Here is a 16579-nt window from a genome sequence, read left to right on the forward strand (position 1 = left end):
GTAAGTGGACTTTCGGCGACGGTCAGGAGGCGCGCAGTGCGGCGATGCCGACGTCGAGGGCATCTTCGAGATAGCTGAGCTCGCCGGTGGCGAGCAGGACCGACACCCCACCCTGGATTCCGGCCAGTAGCGCACGCGCGGTGACATCGGCCTCGACCGCGGCGGCGACCTTGCGCTGACGCTGCATCTCGCGGATACCGGTGGCGATCTCGGCATGCCACTGATGCATCAGGGCGGCTGTCACGGCTTGCGCGCCGGGCGTGGTGCGCCCGATCTCCGACATCAGCATCGACAGGGGACAGGTCTGCCCTTGTTTGCGGTAGCGGTCGACGACGATATCGCGCCAGCGCTGCCACGCCGCCCATGACGTCAGCGCGCCCAGATACGGCTGCTGATCGGCAAGGACCAGCATCGCCTCCTGCTCGGCCACCGCCAACAGCAACTGCTCCTTTCCGTCGGGAAAGTAATGGAAGAGTTGGCTTTTCGATGTCTGGGTACGCGCCATCACGTCATCGAGGGTCACCGCGGTGACGCCGTTCTGCCTGATTTCGGCGGCCGCACCCGCCACGATCCGCTGCCGGGTGGCAAGGCCCTTTTTCGTCAGTTTCGGTTCTGGACCCACAAGTCCAAACGATACGCGGCTAGCCGATCGGTTAACACATGCCTTAAGTTTTGTTACATGACTGCCTATGACTCCGCCGCCGACGTGGGCCTGCTGATTCTGAGAGTGGTGCTGGGGCTGACGATGGCCGCGCACGGTTACAACAAGTTCTTCGGTAAGGGCGGCCTGGCCGGCACGGCCGGCTGGTTCGACAGCATGGGGATGAAACCCGGCATGTTCCACGCCAGGGTGGCCGCCACCACCGAACTGTCGGCCGGGCTCGGCCTGGCGCTGGGACTGCTGACGCCGATCCCCGCCGCCGGTTTCGTGGCACTGATGTTCGTCGCGGCCTGGACAGTGCACCGGCACAACGGTTTCTTCATCGTCAAAGAGGGCTGGGAGTACAACCTGGTGTTGGCCGTCGGCGCGGTGGTGCTGGCCACCACGGGTGCCGGTCGGCTCAGCCTGGATTACGCGCTGTTTCACACCAGCTCGTGGTATGACCTACTGCACGGCTGGTGGGGTTTGGTGATCGCGGTGGTCCTCGGTCTCGGCGGCGGCATCGGCCAGCTGGTGATTTTCTACCGCCCGCCTGCCAAAACGGCGGGCTGATCGTCCGTGACGGACTATCCGCAGCCGGCTGCCCAGCGCGGACGGATCGAACCCGCGCCGCGACGGGTGCGCGGTTACTGCGGTGGTGCATTGGTCTTCGACACCACCGGCGCCCACTACGTGTGGGAGGTGCCCTACTACCCGCAGTACTACATCCCGCTCGCCGATGTGCGGGCCGAGGTGCTCACCGACGATGACCATCCGCAGAAGGTCCAGCTCGGGCCGTCACGGCTGCACACCTTGACCGCAGGTGGGCAGGTGCACCCGGGTGCGGCCCGGGTATTCGACGCCGGGGACGGTCCGGTGGCGGGCAGTGTGCGCTTCGAATGGGACGCGCTGGCGTGGTACGAGGAGGACGAGCCGATCGTCGGGCATCCCCGGAGCCCGTACGTTCGGGTCGATGCCTTGCGATCGCACCGACACGTCCGCATCGAACTCGACGGCATTCTTCTCGCCGACGCTCACGATCCGGTTCTGCTCTTCGAAACCGGCCTGCCGACCCGGTATTACCTCGACCGCACCGACGTGGTGTTCGACCACCTGGAACCGTCCGACACCCAAACCCTCTGCCCCTACAAGGGCGTGACATCGGGCTACTGGTCGGTGCGCGTCGGCGACACCGTGCACCAGGATCTGGCGTGGACCTATGACTACCCGTTGCCCGATGTCGCACCGATTGCCAGGATGATCGCGTTCTACAACGAGAAGGTGGACATCATCATCGACGGCGTCGCGTTGGCCCGACCGCACACGCATTTCGGGTGACGGCCATCACCATTGATCTGGCCACTGCGGACCGCATGGTCGAGGCCGCCCACGCCGAAGCAGTACGGCGGGGGGTTCTGGTGTCCGCGGCGGTGGTGGACGCCGGCGGGCATCTGATCGCCTTCGGCAGGATGGACGGCGCCGAGATCGCGGGACCCGTGCTTGCCGTGGATAAGGCCTATACCGCCGTGGCCAATCGCATCGCGACCTCCGAATTGGCTGTGCTGGCGGCACCCGGTGGTGAGCTTTTCGGTCTGCAGGCAAATGGTGGTGGCCGGTTCGTCATCTTCGGCGGTGGGGTGCCCATCTTCGTCGCAGGAGCCGTCGTGGGCGGCGTCGGCGTCAGCGGGGCAAGTACGGCCGACGACGAGGCCTGCGCGCTGGCTGGTGTCGCCATCTACGGTTAGGGCAAGTCTGCGATCTCGTAGCGCAGAGACTAGAACACGTTCTAGTCTCTGGCCATGGGATTTCTGAAGCCTGACCTGCCGCAGGTCGATTACCCCGAGTGGAGCAAGGGCACCCGATCCGAACGAATCCAGCCGCTGGCCAGGCACTGGGCCGAGGTGGGGTTCGGCACACCGATCGCGCTGCACCTGTTCTACGTCGTCAAGATTGGGCTCTACATCCTCGGCGGCTGGTTGTTTGCCTTAGCTACCAAGGGAATCGATGGCTTCAGCGACGTCGGCTCCTGGTGGACGGAGCCGATCGTCTTCCAGAAGGTCGTCCTCTACACGATGCTGTTCGAGGTCCTCGGGCTCGGCTGCGGTTTCGGTCCGTTGAACAACCGGTTCTTCCCGCCGATGGGGTCGGTTCTGTACTGGCTGCGCCCGGGCACCATCCGGCTGCCACCGTGGCCGAGCCGCATTCCGCTCACCCGTGGCACCGCCCGCACGCCGCTGGACGCCGCGCTGTACGCGGCCCTGCTGGTCATGCTGCTGGTCGCACTCTTTTCTGACGGCACCGGGCCGATCCCGGCGATCGGGAGCGCGGTCGGCCTGCTGCCGATGTGGCAGATCTGGACGATCCTCGGAATTCTTGCGGTGGTGGGCCTGCGGGACAAGGTGATCTTCCTGGCCGCTCGCGGTGAGGTGTACGGCTCGTTCACGGTGGCGTTCCTTTTCGCCGGCGCTGACATGATCCTGGCCGCGAAATTGGTGTGCATGGTCATCTGGATCGGAGCGGCCACCTCCAAGCTCAACAAGCACTTCCCGTTCGTCATCTCGACGATGATGTCCAACAGCCCGATCGTGCGGACGCGGCGGCTCAAGCGGATGTTCTTCGAGCATTTCCCCGACGATCTACGGCCCGGTCGGGTCTCACGGTTCGTCGCGCACTTCTCCACGGTGGTGGAGGGATTGGTGCCGATCGCACTGTTCTTCTCCCACGGTGGCTGGCCGACCGCGATCGCGGCGTTCGTCATGGTGGTTTTCCACCTCGGCATCCTCAGCTCGATCCCGATGGGCGTCCCGCTGGAGTGGAATGTCTTCATGATCTTCGCTGTGCTGACACTGTTCGTCGGGCATGCCGAGATCGGCCTCTCGGATCTGGGCAGCCCATGGCCGTTGGTGTTATTTGCCGTCCTGGTCGCCACCGTCACAATAGGAAACCTGTTCCCGCGCAAGGTGTCTTTCCTGCCGGGCATGCGGTATTACGCGGGAAACTGGGACACCACGCAGTGGTGCATGAAGCCGTCGGCGTTGGCGAAGATCGATCAGGGTCTGGTGCAGATCGCCAGCATGCCGCAGTCCCAGCTGGAAAAGGTCTACGGCAGTGCCGAACAGGCCGAGGTGATGCTCTACTCCGGCTATGCGTTCCGCTCGATGAACACCCATGGCCGGGCGCTGTTCACTCTGGTCGACCGGGCCATCCCCGCCGGGCATCACGACGAATATGTGGTCACCGAGGGTGAGCGACTCTGCAGCACCGCCGTCGGCTGGAATTTTGGTGACGGCCATATGCACAACGAACAGTTGATCGCCGCCATGCAGGAGCGATGCCACTTCGAACCCGGCGAGGTGCGAGTGGTGATACTCGACGGGCAGCCCATCCATCGCCAGACCCAGCAGTACCGGTTGGTCGATGCGGCCACCGGCGAATTCGAGCGTGGCGAAGTCAACGTCGCCGATATGGTGACCCGCCAGCCGTGGGATTACACGGTGCCGGTGCAGGTTCACCGTGCGGTGGGGGTGGACGCTCCCTGACGGCCCGTCCACTCGGACAGCACCGCGCGCCAGGCGGTGTCCCCTGCCGAGGTCGATCCCGCCCAGGCGATGTAGCCGTCGGGACGCACCAGCAGTGCCGGGCCGGCGTCGGCGCGTTCGACCTCGGTTAGTTCCGAATCGACAGGTGCTGAACCACTTTCGCGGATCAGTAGAAAGCCCGGTGACCGCAGTGCAGTGGTGACCTGCCCCTCGGTCAGCGGCACCATGGTGGCGCGGGTGCCGACCAGCTTCGATTGATGCGCGGCCCGTCGGTAGCGCAGCGTCACCCCGGAGAAGCTGCCCGCGATCGCGCCTGCGAAGGGTGGGATATGCAGCAGGACAACAGAAAGCGCATTGCGCAGCAGCCGGGCCGGCCGCGGGGTCAAGGTGACGGCGCGCATCATCGCTCCGCTTTGCCGTAGCACCCGGCGTCCGATCGGATGACGTTCAGACTGGTAGGTGTCCAGCACCGCATCGGGCGCACCGGCCAGGACCAGATCCAGCTTCCAGGCCAGGTTCACCGCATCCTGGATACCGGTGTTCATGCCCTGGCCGCCCATCGGGGAATGCACGTGCGCGGCATCACCGGCCAAGAACACCCGCCCGTGCCGGTAGTCGACGACTTGCCTTTCCTCGCAATGGAATCGGGATCGCCAGCCGATCGCGGTGATACCAAGGTCGCCACCCATCGCGCGGGTGGCGATATCGCGGATCTCGGAGTCTTCGACGGGTGCGGTATCGGGCAACTGGCGACTGTTGTCCCAGGTCATGCACCGGTACCAACCCTGCATATCGGAGCCGTAGGGAGCCAGGAACGCGAACGCCCCGCGAATGCTGCCGAGGCTCAGCCCGTCGGTCTCGGGTGGGTTGGTCAACTGCACATCGGCCAGTACCACCGACGAGAGCACCTCGCGTCCAGGGAAATTGATGTCCAGAAGCTGGCGCACGGTGCTGTGTGCGCCGTCGGCAGCGACCAGATAGCGGCAGTGCCAACGGGTGTGCCGACCGCCGCCGTGCGGTTCAGAGGTGACGGTGACCCCGTGATCGTCCTGCTCGACGCCGATCACTGCGGCACCCCGGATGATCGTCGCACCTTCGCCGGCCGCGTAGTCCTCGAGGTGCTGATCGACATTGGTCTGCGGGGTGATCAGGGCGAAGGGATATGGCGAGTCGAGCGTGTGTAACTGCAATGCCGCACCGCGCCAGAGATTTACGCGCACGGCCTGGGCGCCTCGGGCCAGTAGCGGTTCGGCCAGGCCGCGGCTGTCGAGCAACTCCAGGGTGCGGGGCATGGTGACGAACGCACGGCTGGCCGGGTTGCGGGTGGGCCACTGCTCCAGCACGGTGACCGCGCGGCCGCTGCGAGCCAGATCCCCGGCGACGGTCATCCCTGTCGGCCCGCCGCCGACCACGATGACATCAGCGGTGTGTGAGTGTGTCATTTTCTTGGCCCTGCTGAATTCGCCGAGTCGAACCATCGGTAGATATCGTTCGGCGTCGAATCGGGTCCACGATTGAAAACGAAACGCGCCGAAGGTAATTCGACATGCACGAGGTTCACCAGTGATTCGAACAGCTCGGTGTGGCCCGCGACCAGTCGAACGCCCGCACCGATCAGGACGGCGTCGTAGCGGGTCTGGGTGATGGCTTCACGGATGACGTCGAGGGCGGTCTCACCGACATCGATCAGTATGTTGTCCACGGAGAATCCCGCAGCCCGCAACGCGTGCACGTTATCGTCGTTGGCTTTGCGCAGCATGTCGCGATCGATACCCGCGAACTGGCCAAAGCCTGGTCGGGTGAAATCGATCAGATCGGGGTCGAGTCCGGTCTGCAGCACCGTGACGGTCATTGCTCCACCTCCGATAAGTCAACAACTGATGACTCCACTCCAGCACGAGTGGAGTGCTATGTCAACAGTCGATGACTTAGTCTGCGGGTTGAGCAACGCGGGTTAGGCCTGGATGGCCTCCGCGATGGGGGTATCGCCATTGTTGAACTCGATGGTCCGGCCGATGGTGGACGGATCGGCAAGCGCGGCGGCGATCACCAGCGCGACATCCTCGCGCGTGGTGGTGCCGTCGGCGGCCTCCGGCCCGACGGTGATCCGTCCCGTCGCCGCATCGAGCGTCAGGCCACCGGGTCCCAGCACGGTCCAATCCAGATCACTGCCTCGCAGGTGGGCGTCTGCGGCGGCCTTGGCTTCGGCGTAGGCGAAGAAGGAGTTGTCCTCGCTGACCCCGTGGGAAGATCCGGCGCCGAAGTACGACACCATGACGAATCGGCGGATACCGGCCTGGCTTGCGGCATCGATGACACGGATGGCGGCGTCGCGATCGACCGAGTAAGTGCGCGCCGGGTCGCCACCGCCCGCACCCGCGGTGAAGACGACGGCGTCGTGGCCATCCAGCAGATCGGCCAACGCATCGGTGTCGAGATGTTCGATATCCGCGACGACAGGGGTGGCGCCGGCGGCCGCGACGTCATCGGTGTGGTCGGCGTTGCGGATGACCGACAGTGCTTCGTCGCCGCGGGCGCTCAGAATCTTGGCCAGGTGCAATGCCACTTTTCCGTGGCCGCCGATGATGACGATATGGGACATGTTCTCGACGCTACCCGCCTGTCTGGACGACCCCACCGGGCACCGGAATCCGGCCGGGTGTTAAGAACGACGGAGCGTTAACCAACTGCTTGGTTGGGCGACGGCCACAAACAAACATTCAAGTGGAGGAGATATCCATGGCAGAAGCTGTGATTGTCGAGGCGGTGCGGTCACCAGTCGGGAAGCGCAACGGTGGTCTTTCCGGTGTGCATCCGTCCGAGTTGTCGGCGCAGGTGCTCAACGGGCTGGTCGAGCGGGCCGGAATCGATCCCGGCCTCGTCGACGACGTCATCTGGGGCTGTGTCATGCAGGCCGGTGAGCAGGCCCTCGATATCGCGCGCACCGCACTGCTGACGGCCGGCTGGCCCGAGACCGTGCCCGGTGTGACCGTCGACCGCCAGTGCGGGTCGAGCCAGCAGTCGGTGCACTTCGCCGCAGCGGGCGTGGTGGCAGGCCACTACGACGTCGTCGTTGCCGGTGGCGTCGAGTCGATGTCGCGTACCCCGATGGGCGCGTCGCTGGCCAACGGCGGGCACCCCTACCCGGACGCCTTCCGGGCCCGTTACACCCAGACCCCCAATCAGGGCACCGGCGCCGAGATGATGGCCGCGCAGTGGGGCTTCGACCGCACCGCGCTGGACCAGTTCTCCCTCGACTCGCACGAGAAGGCCGCAGCCGCACAGGATGCCGGTGTCTTCGAGGACCAGATCGTGGCGATCAAGGACCAAGACGGTAATCCAGTACTCAAAGACGAGGGCATTCGCCGTGGCGGCACCATCGAGAAGATGGCCACCATCAAGCCCGCCTTCAAAGAGGACGGCGTCATCCACGCCGGTAACGCCTCGCAGATCTCCGACGGCTCGGCGGCGCTGCTGTTCATGTCCGCCGAGAAGGCGAAGTCACTCGGCCTCAAACCACTTGCCCGGGTGCACACCGCGGTGTTGGCCGGCGCCGACCCGGTGATCATGTTGAGCGCGCCGATTCCCGCCACGCAGAAGGCCCTTTCGCGTTCCGGGCTCTCGATCGACGAGATCGGCGTGTTCGAGGTCAACGAGGCGTTCGCGCCGGTACCCATGGCGTGGCTGAAGGATATCGGCGCCGATGAAAAGAGGCTGAACCCGAACGGCGGCGCCATCGCACTGGGCCACCCGCTCGGTGGGTCGGGCGCACGCATCATGACGACGATGCTCTATCACATGCGGGACAACGGAATTAAGTACGGCCTGCAGACCATGTGTGAGGGCGGCGGTCAGGCCAACGCGACCATCCTCGAACTGCTGTGACCGATGACGTAACCGTCCCCGCCGCTCTTGTGGAGTGGCGGGGCAACGTCGCGATCATCACCATCAACCGGCCGGAGGCGCGCAACGCCGTCAACGCCGCGGTCAGCACCGATCTCGGTAACGCGTTACACGAGGCGCAGCTGGATCCCGACGTCCGGGCGGTGGTGATCACCGGCGCCGGCGACAAGTCGTTCTGTGCCGGTGCGGATCTGAAGGCTATATCGCGGCGGGAGAACATCTTTCACGCCGAGCATCCGGAGTGGGGGTTCGCCGGCTACGTCAGCCATTTCATCGACAAGCCCACCATCGCCGCGGTCAATGGCACCGCGCTGGGCGGGGGCACCGAACTGGCGTTGGCCAGCGACCTCGTCGTCGCGCAGGAAAGCGCCAAGTTCGGTCTGCCTGAGGTCAAGCGTGGCCTGATCGCCGCGGCGGGCGGGGTGTTCCGCATCGTCGACCATCTGCCCCGCAAGGTGGCGATGGAACTGTTGTTCACCGGTGAACCGATCACGGCCCCTGACGCGCTGCGCTGGGGGCTGATCAACGCAGTGGTGCCCGACGGGACGGTGCTCGATGCGGCACTCGAACTCGCCGAACGCATCAGTTGCAACGCACCTTTGGCGGTGTCGGCAAGTAAGCGGGTGGCCTACGGCGTCGATGACGGGGTGGTCACCGGTGACCAGGCCGGCTGGTCGCGCACCATGACCGAGATCGGTGCGCTGATGCGGTCCGAGGACGCCAAAGAAGGCCCGCGGGCGTTCGCCGAGAAGCGTCAACCGGTCTGGACGGCGCGTTAGGAGAACAGGTCCAGCGGATCGTCCACCACCATCTGCAACGCTTCGGCCACGAGGTCAGCGTCGATGACGTTGTCGTGGAAGATCGCGTTGATGCTGAGCACTGTGGACGTTTCCGCGACCAGGAACGTCATCCCCGTGGGGCCTTCGGAGGGGACACTGCCCGCATAGATGGTGGGCGTGTCGGTCTGGAAGGGCAACTGGTCGATCTCGGGGGACAGGCCAAGGCTGCTGAAGGTCAGCCGCGGTCGTGCCCCGGGGTCGACCGTGGTGGCAACCTCGGCTTGGACGCCGCCCATCAGGGCTGCCTGCGTCTGCGCGGCGATCTGTGCCACCAATGGTCTGGCGCTGCGATTGGTCGCCTTGACGATCGCGGAGGTCACCGTCGGGCTTTGGTGGGCAGCGATATTCATCGATGTCGAGGTGATGAAGTTTCCGTCGATATAGCGCCAGCCCAGATATCTGCGTAGATCGACCACTACCCGCACATCGGGCGAGATGTCGATGCCGACCTTGTCCATGGCCCTCAGCAGCAGACTGACCTGAAGTGCAAACCGGCTGGCCCCGGGAGCGAATTGCCGCCCCCAGTCGTAGATTTCGTCTGCCCGTGCCCGGGAAATGGTGCGGTGCAGAGTCCGCTGCGACGGTGCCCATGGCCGCGCAGGGGCCGGGGCCGACGGCGCCTCACCATGGGGATGGCGATCCTTTATCGCCGCCCGCAGCAACGCCGGGCGCCGTCCCAGTGTGCGAATTGCGGCCGTTGTCAAGGGGAATCGGCCGGCTCGTTGCGCGGGCCACTGCACGACGTCGCCGGTGAGTGCGGTCTGCAGTACCGACGCGATGACCGACAGGAACAACCGGCCATCACCGACACTGTGCGACATTTTCAGACCGATATGAGACGGATACCGGATGAGCGTCAGGGGTGGATCCAAGGTGTCATCGAGCGCCATGGCGTCCAGGCGCGCACCGATGTCCAACGAGCCGTCCCAGTTACTTTCGGCAACAACGGATTCCGGCGATCGATCGTTGACCCAGAACCGCTTGGTCGGGTCAAGGCGCCAGGTGAGGCGGCTGTCTGGATAGCGCCCGGCGATCGCGGCCACCGCGTGCCGCAAGGCGTCGGCCGTCGGCATTTCGAACGGCCCGCACAGAACCGTCACATAGAGGTCGGGCCACGGTCGGTCGCGGCGCTGGATCCGGTTGAACCCGCGCCTGGCCATCACCATGGAATACCAGCCGTACCTGTGCCCTGCAAGGCCTACGCCGGGGAACAGGACATCCGGGCCTTAGGCCGTCGGAGATGCAGGCTTGGGTGCCAACTCCTCCGGTGCGGCCGATGTCGGCGCCGTCGTGGTGGTTGTCGTGGTGGTGGTCGACTCAGAAGGCGTAGTGGTGGCGGTCGCGTTGGCCGGCAGCGCGTTGGCCGGGTCCAACACGGTGTCGATCATGTAGATCCTGGAGTTCGCCGGCTCGATGTCGCCACAGACGACCTTCGCGACATCGTCGACCTTGATATCGCCGCCCTTGCCGGTGACGGTGATCTGCTTACCCTGCTGGGTGGTGAACTTTCCGTGCACCTCGTCGGCGCCCAGCAGGCCCAACACCATGTGGTAGTAGACCACCGACGTCAGTGCGGCGGGATCGGCCTTGAGCGCGTCCAACTGTGCGGGCTCCAGCTTGGCGAACGCTTCGTCGGTGGGCGCAAAAACGATGTAAGGGCCGTTGTCGAGGACGCTGACGATGTTGACCTCGGGGTTCAACTGGCCTGAGATTGCGGCGTTGAACGTCTTGAGGTCAGGGTTGTTGGCGATCGCCTCGCTCGCTGACAGCTTCGCGACGGCAGTGGCACCTCCGGGCGGCAGGCCCGCCTTGTAGGCGTCGCAGCCGGGACCCTGCGGGTCGGGGATAGGAGCCACCGGGGTCGAGACGGTGGTCGTCGGCGTCGGCGTCGGATCATCCGCATACGCAGTGAATGCCGTGGGGATGGAAAACGCGATGGCAGTCAAGGCTGCGGCAACGCCAAGGGTCTTGGTGCGAGTCGTCACGTCTGCTCCTCTTGGCTGGCTCCATGCCGGCCAGCTCCTATTGCCCCGTACGTCGTCGCGCCACGGGCGGGCGTTACGCACTAAGAGCGGTGTATTCCTGGTCGGTGCGACACGACTGACCGCGTCACCACCGCATCGAATTGGGTCAAATCGTAAGCACAGGATCGGGTGGCACCCAAAAGGGCCTGGTCAAGGCTGTCTCAGGTGTATCGGCGCAGGGTGGTTCGCGCGAGGTCGACCGCCTCGCGTCCGGTCGGGACGGTGCCGTCGAGGCGGCCGCCCAGCTCGGCTACCTGGGCCGTGGTCAGCGGGGGTTCGCGCCCCGCCCCGGCCAACGCGTGATGCAGGGCCAGCGCCTCGTCGGTGGCACCGAGACGAACCAGCAGTCGGGTCACGTCCCGCAGGGTGTCCCACTGGTAGGTGCCGATCCCCGGACCACCGAGCTCCCAGTGGTCGACGATCTCGATGAAGGTGCTCGCCGTCTGCACGGGATCGCCATGGACCGCGCGGATTGCCGCATCTTCCGCGCACGCGATACCGATCAACCAGTTGTTGGTCACCGACCCGGCCAGGTCGCGGGCGCGGCCGAACTCAGCCATGGCGCGCTCAGGTGCTGTCTCGGCCAGCGCCCGCCCCAGTGCGCAATGGGCCATCGCCTGCGTCGTCGGATTCACCAACGTTGCGGCCACCTCGATGGCTTCCTGCGCCGCAGGCAACCCGGCTGAGGCGTGCTGCATCGCTGAATGGCAGGTGGTGATGTTGTAGAGGATCCACACCAACCGTCGGGGGTCGCCGACGTCGCGGGCCGTCGCCAGTTCGGCCTCGTAGTGCACCAGGCAGGCTTGTGCGTCGCCTTCGTACCGCGCGACATCGGCCAGGACATCGACGGGGTGCGCACAGAAGGAGACCGGCGGCGAGCCGACGCGCGCGTGCGCGCGACTCGCGAGTGTTCGGGCCGATGCGTACTGCCCGACATACCAGGTCGCGCGGGCCGCCGCTCCCACCGCGGCGACGTAGAGCGGGTGGCCGGGATCGGCGAGTTCGACGGCCGTCTGCGCCCATTCGCCGCAGTGCACGCCGATCCGCATGTACATCAGTTCGGGCAGTGAGGTCACCAAGCGAAGCGCCAGGCCGAGATCGCCTGTGGCGACGGCCCGGTCGAAAGCGACCCGCAGATTGTCGTAATCGAGTGCGGTATACGACGCGGGTTCGGGCATGAGCCGCCCGATCCACGCTTGTTCATCGGCCCCCTTGATTCCCTCGGCGGCGCGCTCGAGGAGTTCGGTGTAGTAGCCGGCGTGACGATCGCTGACCGCGTCGGATGATCCGTTCTGCTGCAGAGCTTCTCGTCCATACGCGCGCAGCGTCTCGAGCACGCCGTAGCGTGTCGTGCCACTGCCGCTGCGAACATCTACCATCGATTTGTCGACCAGCCCGGTCAGCAGGTCAAGTGTGTCGTCCTCGGTGGCCTGGCCGTTGGCACACACCGAATGGGCCGCTTCAAGGTCGAAACTGCCTGCGAAAACTGATAGTTGGGCGAACAGCAGCTGCTCGGGTTCCGACAGCAGCCGGTAGGACCAGTCGATGGTGGCCGTGACGCTGTGCTGTCTTGGGTGGGCGCCGCGGACCCCGCCGCTGAGAAGGCGCGGCCGGTCCAGCCGCAGTAGCAGATCGGCGCTACTGAGCGCCCGCATCCGGGCAGCCGCCAACTCGATGGCCAGCGGAATTCCGTCGAGCCGCCGGCAGATTTCCGCAACCGTGTCCGCCTGATCCTGCGCCGGATCGAAGTCCGGCCTGCTCGCACGTGCGCGCTCGGTGAACAGCTCGGCGGCGGCGTGATCGCCCAACGGTCGCACCGGCACCACCTGCTCACCCTCGACGTTGAGCGGTTCTCGGCTGGTGGCAAGGATTTTCACGCGAGGACATTGTCGTCCGATGCGCGCGATCAGCTGTGCGGCTTCGGCGAGCACGTGTTCGCAGTTGTCCACCACCAGCAGCAGCTCGCGTGGTCGCAGGAAGTCGATTGCCGTGTCCTCGTAGCCGCGGTCTTTCTCTGATGGCAGCCGCAGTGCAGCGCACACCGCCTGGCTCACGGCGGTCCCAGACGCCAGCGGGGCAAGTTCGCAGACATACGCGCCGTCGGCGACGTTCGTCGCAGCCACGTCCGCCGTGGTCAGTGCGAGCCGGGTCTTGCCGACGCCACCGACGCCGATCAGGGTCACCACCGGGCTGGCGTCCATGGCGACCAGCACCTGCCGCATGTCGTTGTCGCGGCCGATGAGTGTGCTTGGGCGCCTGGGCGCCACGAGTCGCTGCCCTGGCGCCGGTGGCCCGGCGGCATCGCCGCTGAGGATCTGGGTGTGGACAGCCTGCAGGGCCGGGCTCGGATCCACGCCGAGTTCCCCGACCAGTCGCTCCCGCATGAGGCGGTAGGTGTCCAACGCCTCGGCCTGGCGGCCGCTGCGGTACTGCGCCAGCATGAGTTGCCCGGCGACGCGTTCGTCCAGCGGGTGGGTCTGCATGGTCGAGGTCAGCTCACCCAGCAGGTCGACGTGACGACCGGCCCGCAGCGCTGCGTCATTGCGGTCGAGTATCACCGAAAGACGTTCGGCCTCAAGTGAAGTACGTAGCTCGTTGACCCAGGGCGTGTCCATCGCGACGAGCGGTTCACCATGCCACATATCGAGTGCCTGGTTGAACGTCGTCGCGGCCTGGCGGGGACTCGCCTCCGCACGCGCCACCGCGACGTGATGCCGGAAGAGGTGCAGATCGACCGAATGGGCGTCAGCCCGCAGCGTGTAACCGCTGGGCCCGCGGACTATCTCCGTCTCATCGGTACCAGCGAGCAGTCGGCGCAACCGAGAGATATAGGCGGCCAGCGCATTGCGAGCTTTCTGCGGGGGCGCGTCCGCCCAGACCCGGTCGATCAGCTGGTCTGCTGACACCGGCCGGTTCACATCGACCAACAGGGACACCAGCACGCAGCGCTGCCGCGCATGACCGACGTCCAGGCGGCGTCCGTCAATGTGCGCGTCGACATCACCGAGGATGCGAAACATGACCCCCACCCGGTACAGGGTTCACCATCGACGGGCGCGCGGCAATCATGCCAGCCCGGGAACCGGATGTTGAGCAGGAATTGTCAGCCGTCGGCGCCGGGGGAGCCCGCTTTGCCGTCTGCCTTCGAGCCCTCACCACCCTTGCCGCCGGAGCCGCCTTTCCCGAAGGTGCCGCCGTCGCCGCCGGCGCCGCCGTCACCACCGAATCCCTTGGCTTTCGTCGACGTTCCCGTTCCGCCCAGGCCGCCCGCCCCTCCGGCCCCGCCGAAACCACCTCTGCCGCCAACGCCGCCGGTGCCGCCGTAGGCGTCGGACGTCTCCGATTGTGCGTTACCGCCCCATCGGCCTTCACCGCCGGCAGAACCCAGGCCGCCTTTTCCGCCGGCGCCGCCATTACCGGCGAAAGCCGAGGCACCTTTACTGATCGCATTGCCCGCGTAGCCGCCGTTGCCGCCTGCGCCGCCCAGTGCACCGCCATTGCCGCCACTGCCCGCCGAGGCGCCGTTGGTAATGGTTCCGCCGGCCGCCTGACCGCCGTCACCGCCGTCACCGCCCTTCCCGGTGACCAGGCTGTCACCGCCTCGGCCGCCGAGGCCGCCCGACGCGTTTGCGCTCACACTGCTGGCGCCTCCGCCCCCGCCGCCCTTGCCGCCGTCGCCGGTGATGGAATCTCCGCCGCGGCCGCCGACACCGCCGAGTGCAAAGCCGTCGTTGGTGAAGGAGCTACCACCGTTCCCACCTTCTCCGCCAGGGCCGGAGAGTCCAGCGCGCCCGCCGTTGCCGCCTGCACCGGCGACCGCACCGCCTGCGCCGCTCTGGTTGATGGTGGATCCGCCGAAACCGCCGTTGCCCGCGGTTCCCCCGAAGAGGCCGGCGTTGCCACCGTCACCGCCGTTGCCGCCTACCCAGCCGGTGGCGGCCGTACCGAGGGTGCCGTTGCCGCCGTTACCGCCGTTGCCGAATAACAGGCCGCCGTTGCCGCCGTTCTGGCCGAATCCGCCGTCAGCACCATTACCGATCAGGAGGCCGCCGTTTTCGAGGGTTCGTCACCGTCGCTGATGAATACCGCGATGAACGCCCCGATCGGATCATCGGCCGCAGCAACATCGAGGGTGACGTGCCGCGGTGCGGTGGTCGAAGCGCGGTGCCGTGGAGGGGTCGGCGCAAAAGTGGTTGTGGCGGTGATGAATCGGGTCGGTGTGCGGTGAATGACGTTGCGGTGTCTCAGGGTGATGGTGGTCGGAAACAAGCGTGAGCCAGGTGCCTGCGCCGCTACCCGGGGCAACGCGGCAACGGCGGGGGTCGGCCTCGCTGCCGGCGTCGGGGGAGCGGCCGCTGCGACCGCAAGTCGAAGGAGAGTCGGCGGGGTCGGCACCGGTGGTGCCGCCGGGTGCGGGGTGAACGTGACGCCCGCGCCGACGACCACGGTGACCACACCAACAAGGGCGGTCCGGCTTTTCACTGCACCGGACTCCGCCCGGCGCCATTGGCGCCCTTGTTGCCATTCGCAGTTTTGCCCAGGCCGCCGAAGCCGCCGCGTCCTGCCGTTCCGCCGAGGCCGGCGTCCCCACCGTTGCCGCCGCCCCCGCCGAACCCCGTGCCGTTGGTCGAACGTCCCGCGCCGCCCTGCCCGCCGGTTCCGCCGTCGGAGAACCCGCCGCCCTTGCCGCCGTTTCCACCCAAGCCGCCGAACCCCTGCCCGTCGGTGCTCTGCGCGTCGCCGCCATAACCGCCGAGACCCCCTGCGCCGCGGAGGACGCCGCCGCGACCACCTGCCCCACCCGCCCCGGCGTCGGTGAGGGCCTTTCCGGCCGCCTGGCCGCCTGTCCCCGCATTACCGCCGTTGCCGATGATGATGCTGTTGCCGCCGTCACCGCCGCGCCCGCCCAGTGCTTCGTGTTTGCCGCTGGATGCGTTGCCGCCGCTGCCACCGCTGCCGCCATTGCCGCCGACGGCGTCCCCGCCGCTGCCGCCGTTACCGCCGACGGCGCTATTCGAGATGCTTGCCGCGTTGCCGCCTCCGCCGCCGTAACCGGCTGTCCCAGAGAATAATCCGGACCTCCCGCCGTCACCGCCCGCCCCGCCGGTGGCGCTGCCGTCATTGGTGGCGTTGCCGCCGCCGCCACCGTTGCCCCCATTGCCGCCGAACAGGCCCGCGTCTCCGCCGTCGCCTCCTGCGCCACCCGTGCCGCCGGAGGCACTGGACGCATTGATCCCACCGCCGCCGTTGCCACCGTTGCCGAACAACAACCCGCCGCGGCCGCCGTCCTGACCGGTACCGCCATTGGCGCCGTTGCCGATCAACAGGCCGGCATTCTCGCCGGGTTCGTCACCGTCGCTGATGAATACCGCGATGAACGCGCCGATGCCGTCGGTCGCGGCTGCCGGATCGACCGTCGAGAGAGTACGGACCGGCGCGTCGGTGTTCGCGTGGCGATCATGCTTGGGCGCGATCAGTTTTGCATTGACGCTCAAGGTTTCGAATTCTTTTGCAGCACAGCCGCGGTGCGTTGACATCGAATGAGGGACGACGTCCGTCGTCGACGCGACGGCCGTCGACGACGCAGCCAGGGCGGGTAGGCGTCGTACCAGAGGCGTTTCCGCTGTGGCACTG

General features: G+C 66.6%; 15 protein-coding genes and 1 pseudogene. 6 read left to right on the forward strand and 10 right to left on the reverse strand.

Features of this window, described 5'->3' with window-relative positions:
• Nucleotides 1–22: 22 nt before the first annotated feature.
• Entirely contained in the window at nucleotides 23–622 is a 600-nt protein-coding gene (locus tag ADBZ9O_RS10115) for a TetR/AcrR family transcriptional regulator (RefSeq protein WP_526530773.1), read from the reverse strand.
• Between the two features lie 57 nt (nucleotides 623–679).
• On the opposite strand from ADBZ9O_RS10115, the gene ADBZ9O_RS10120 reads away from it, so the two are divergent.
• Genes ADBZ9O_RS10120 through ADBZ9O_RS10135 form a run of 4 tightly spaced genes read left to right on the forward strand, consistent with a single transcriptional unit; the run spans nucleotide 680 to nucleotide 4179 of the window.
• Complete coding sequence (locus tag ADBZ9O_RS10120) at nucleotides 680–1213, forward strand: DoxX family protein (RefSeq protein ID WP_526530775.1); 534 nt, start codon at nucleotides 680–682, stop codon at nucleotides 1211–1213.
• A gap of 6 nt (nucleotides 1214–1219) precedes the next feature.
• Nucleotides 1220–1978 carry a DUF427 domain-containing protein gene (locus tag ADBZ9O_RS10125; RefSeq protein ID WP_526530777.1) on the forward strand — a complete coding sequence of 253 codons (759 nt, stop codon included), beginning with the start codon at nucleotides 1220–1222 and terminating at the stop codon, nucleotides 1976–1978.
• Nucleotides 1975–2385 (forward strand): heme-binding protein, encoded by a 411-nt coding sequence (locus tag ADBZ9O_RS10130; protein ID WP_526530779.1) that lies wholly within the window; start codon nucleotides 1975–1977, stop codon nucleotides 2383–2385. Before ADBZ9O_RS10125 ends, ADBZ9O_RS10130 begins: the two co-directional genes overlap by 4 nt.
• Nucleotides 2386–2439: 54 nt before the next feature.
• Nucleotides 2440–4179 (forward strand): DUF3556 domain-containing protein, encoded by a 1740-nt coding sequence (locus ADBZ9O_RS10135; RefSeq protein ID WP_526530781.1) that lies wholly within the window; start codon nucleotides 2440–2442, stop codon nucleotides 4177–4179.
• Here the strand turns inward: ADBZ9O_RS10135 and ADBZ9O_RS10140 are convergent.
• The 3 genes from ADBZ9O_RS10140 to ADBZ9O_RS10150 form a co-directional block, all read right to left on the reverse strand.
• Nucleotides 4149–5621 (reverse strand): FAD-dependent oxidoreductase, encoded by a 1473-nt coding sequence (locus tag ADBZ9O_RS10140; RefSeq protein ID WP_526530783.1) that lies wholly within the window; start codon nucleotides 5619–5621, stop codon nucleotides 4149–4151. The genes ADBZ9O_RS10135 and ADBZ9O_RS10140 overlap by 31 nt on opposite strands.
• Complete coding sequence (locus ADBZ9O_RS10145) at nucleotides 5618–6031, reverse strand: hypothetical protein (RefSeq protein WP_526530785.1); 414 nt, start codon at nucleotides 6029–6031, stop codon at nucleotides 5618–5620. The genes ADBZ9O_RS10140 and ADBZ9O_RS10145 overlap by 4 nt, the downstream gene beginning before the upstream one ends.
• A 102-nt stretch (nucleotides 6032–6133) precedes the next feature.
• A complete protein-coding gene (locus ADBZ9O_RS10150) occupies nucleotides 6134–6781 on the reverse strand; it encodes an SDR family oxidoreductase (protein ID WP_526530787.1) in 648 nt (215 codons plus the stop codon).
• A 137-nt stretch (nucleotides 6782–6918) separates the two neighbouring features.
• On the opposite strand from ADBZ9O_RS10150, the gene ADBZ9O_RS10155 reads away from it, so the two are divergent.
• Nucleotides 6919–8064, forward strand: a complete 1146-nt coding sequence (locus ADBZ9O_RS10155; RefSeq protein WP_526530789.1) for a thiolase family protein — start codon at nucleotides 6919–6921, stop codon at nucleotides 8062–8064.
• Nucleotides 8061–8861: an enoyl-CoA hydratase/isomerase family protein gene (locus ADBZ9O_RS10160; RefSeq protein ID WP_526530791.1), complete on the forward strand. Its 801-nt coding sequence runs from the start codon at nucleotides 8061–8063 to the stop codon at nucleotides 8859–8861. The genes ADBZ9O_RS10155 and ADBZ9O_RS10160 overlap by 4 nt, the downstream gene beginning before the upstream one ends.
• On the opposite strand, the gene ADBZ9O_RS10165 is transcribed toward ADBZ9O_RS10160, so the two are convergent.
• From ADBZ9O_RS10165 to ADBZ9O_RS10190, 6 genes and pseudogenes are all read right to left on the reverse strand, one after another.
• Nucleotides 8858–10081 (reverse strand): hypothetical protein, encoded by a 1224-nt coding sequence (locus tag ADBZ9O_RS10165; protein WP_526530793.1) that lies wholly within the window; start codon nucleotides 10079–10081, stop codon nucleotides 8858–8860. The genes ADBZ9O_RS10160 and ADBZ9O_RS10165 overlap by 4 nt on opposite strands.
• Nucleotides 10082–10147: 66 nt before the next feature.
• Nucleotides 10148–10906 carry a fasciclin domain-containing protein gene (locus tag ADBZ9O_RS10170; RefSeq protein WP_526530795.1) on the reverse strand — a complete coding sequence of 253 codons (759 nt, stop codon included), beginning with the start codon at nucleotides 10904–10906 and terminating at the stop codon, nucleotides 10148–10150.
• Nucleotides 10907–11106: 200 nt separating this feature from the next.
• On the reverse strand, nucleotides 11107–13965 hold the full coding sequence (locus tag ADBZ9O_RS10175; protein WP_526533025.1) for an AfsR/SARP family transcriptional regulator: 2859 nt from the start codon (nucleotides 13963–13965) through the stop codon (nucleotides 11107–11109).
• Between the two features lie 83 nt (nucleotides 13966–14048).
• A complete protein-coding gene (locus ADBZ9O_RS10180) occupies nucleotides 14049–14582 on the reverse strand; it encodes a hypothetical protein (RefSeq protein WP_526530797.1) in 534 nt (177 codons plus the stop codon).
• A 401-nt stretch (nucleotides 14583–14983) separates the two neighbouring features.
• Nucleotides 14984–15427 carry a hypothetical protein gene (locus ADBZ9O_RS10185; RefSeq protein ID WP_526530799.1) on the reverse strand — a complete coding sequence of 148 codons (444 nt, stop codon included), beginning with the start codon at nucleotides 15425–15427 and terminating at the stop codon, nucleotides 14984–14986.
• A 608-nt stretch (nucleotides 15428–16035) separates the two neighbouring features.
• Nucleotides 16036–16269 (reverse strand): annotated as a pseudogene (locus tag ADBZ9O_RS10190) (PE family protein); the annotation flags it as partial.
• Between the last annotated feature and the right edge of the window lie 310 nt (nucleotides 16270–16579).

The sequence above is a fragment of the Mycobacterium sp. genome (genome assembly GCF_965229105.1).
Taxonomy (GTDB): Bacteria; Actinomycetota; Actinomycetes; order Mycobacteriales; family Mycobacteriaceae; genus Mycobacterium.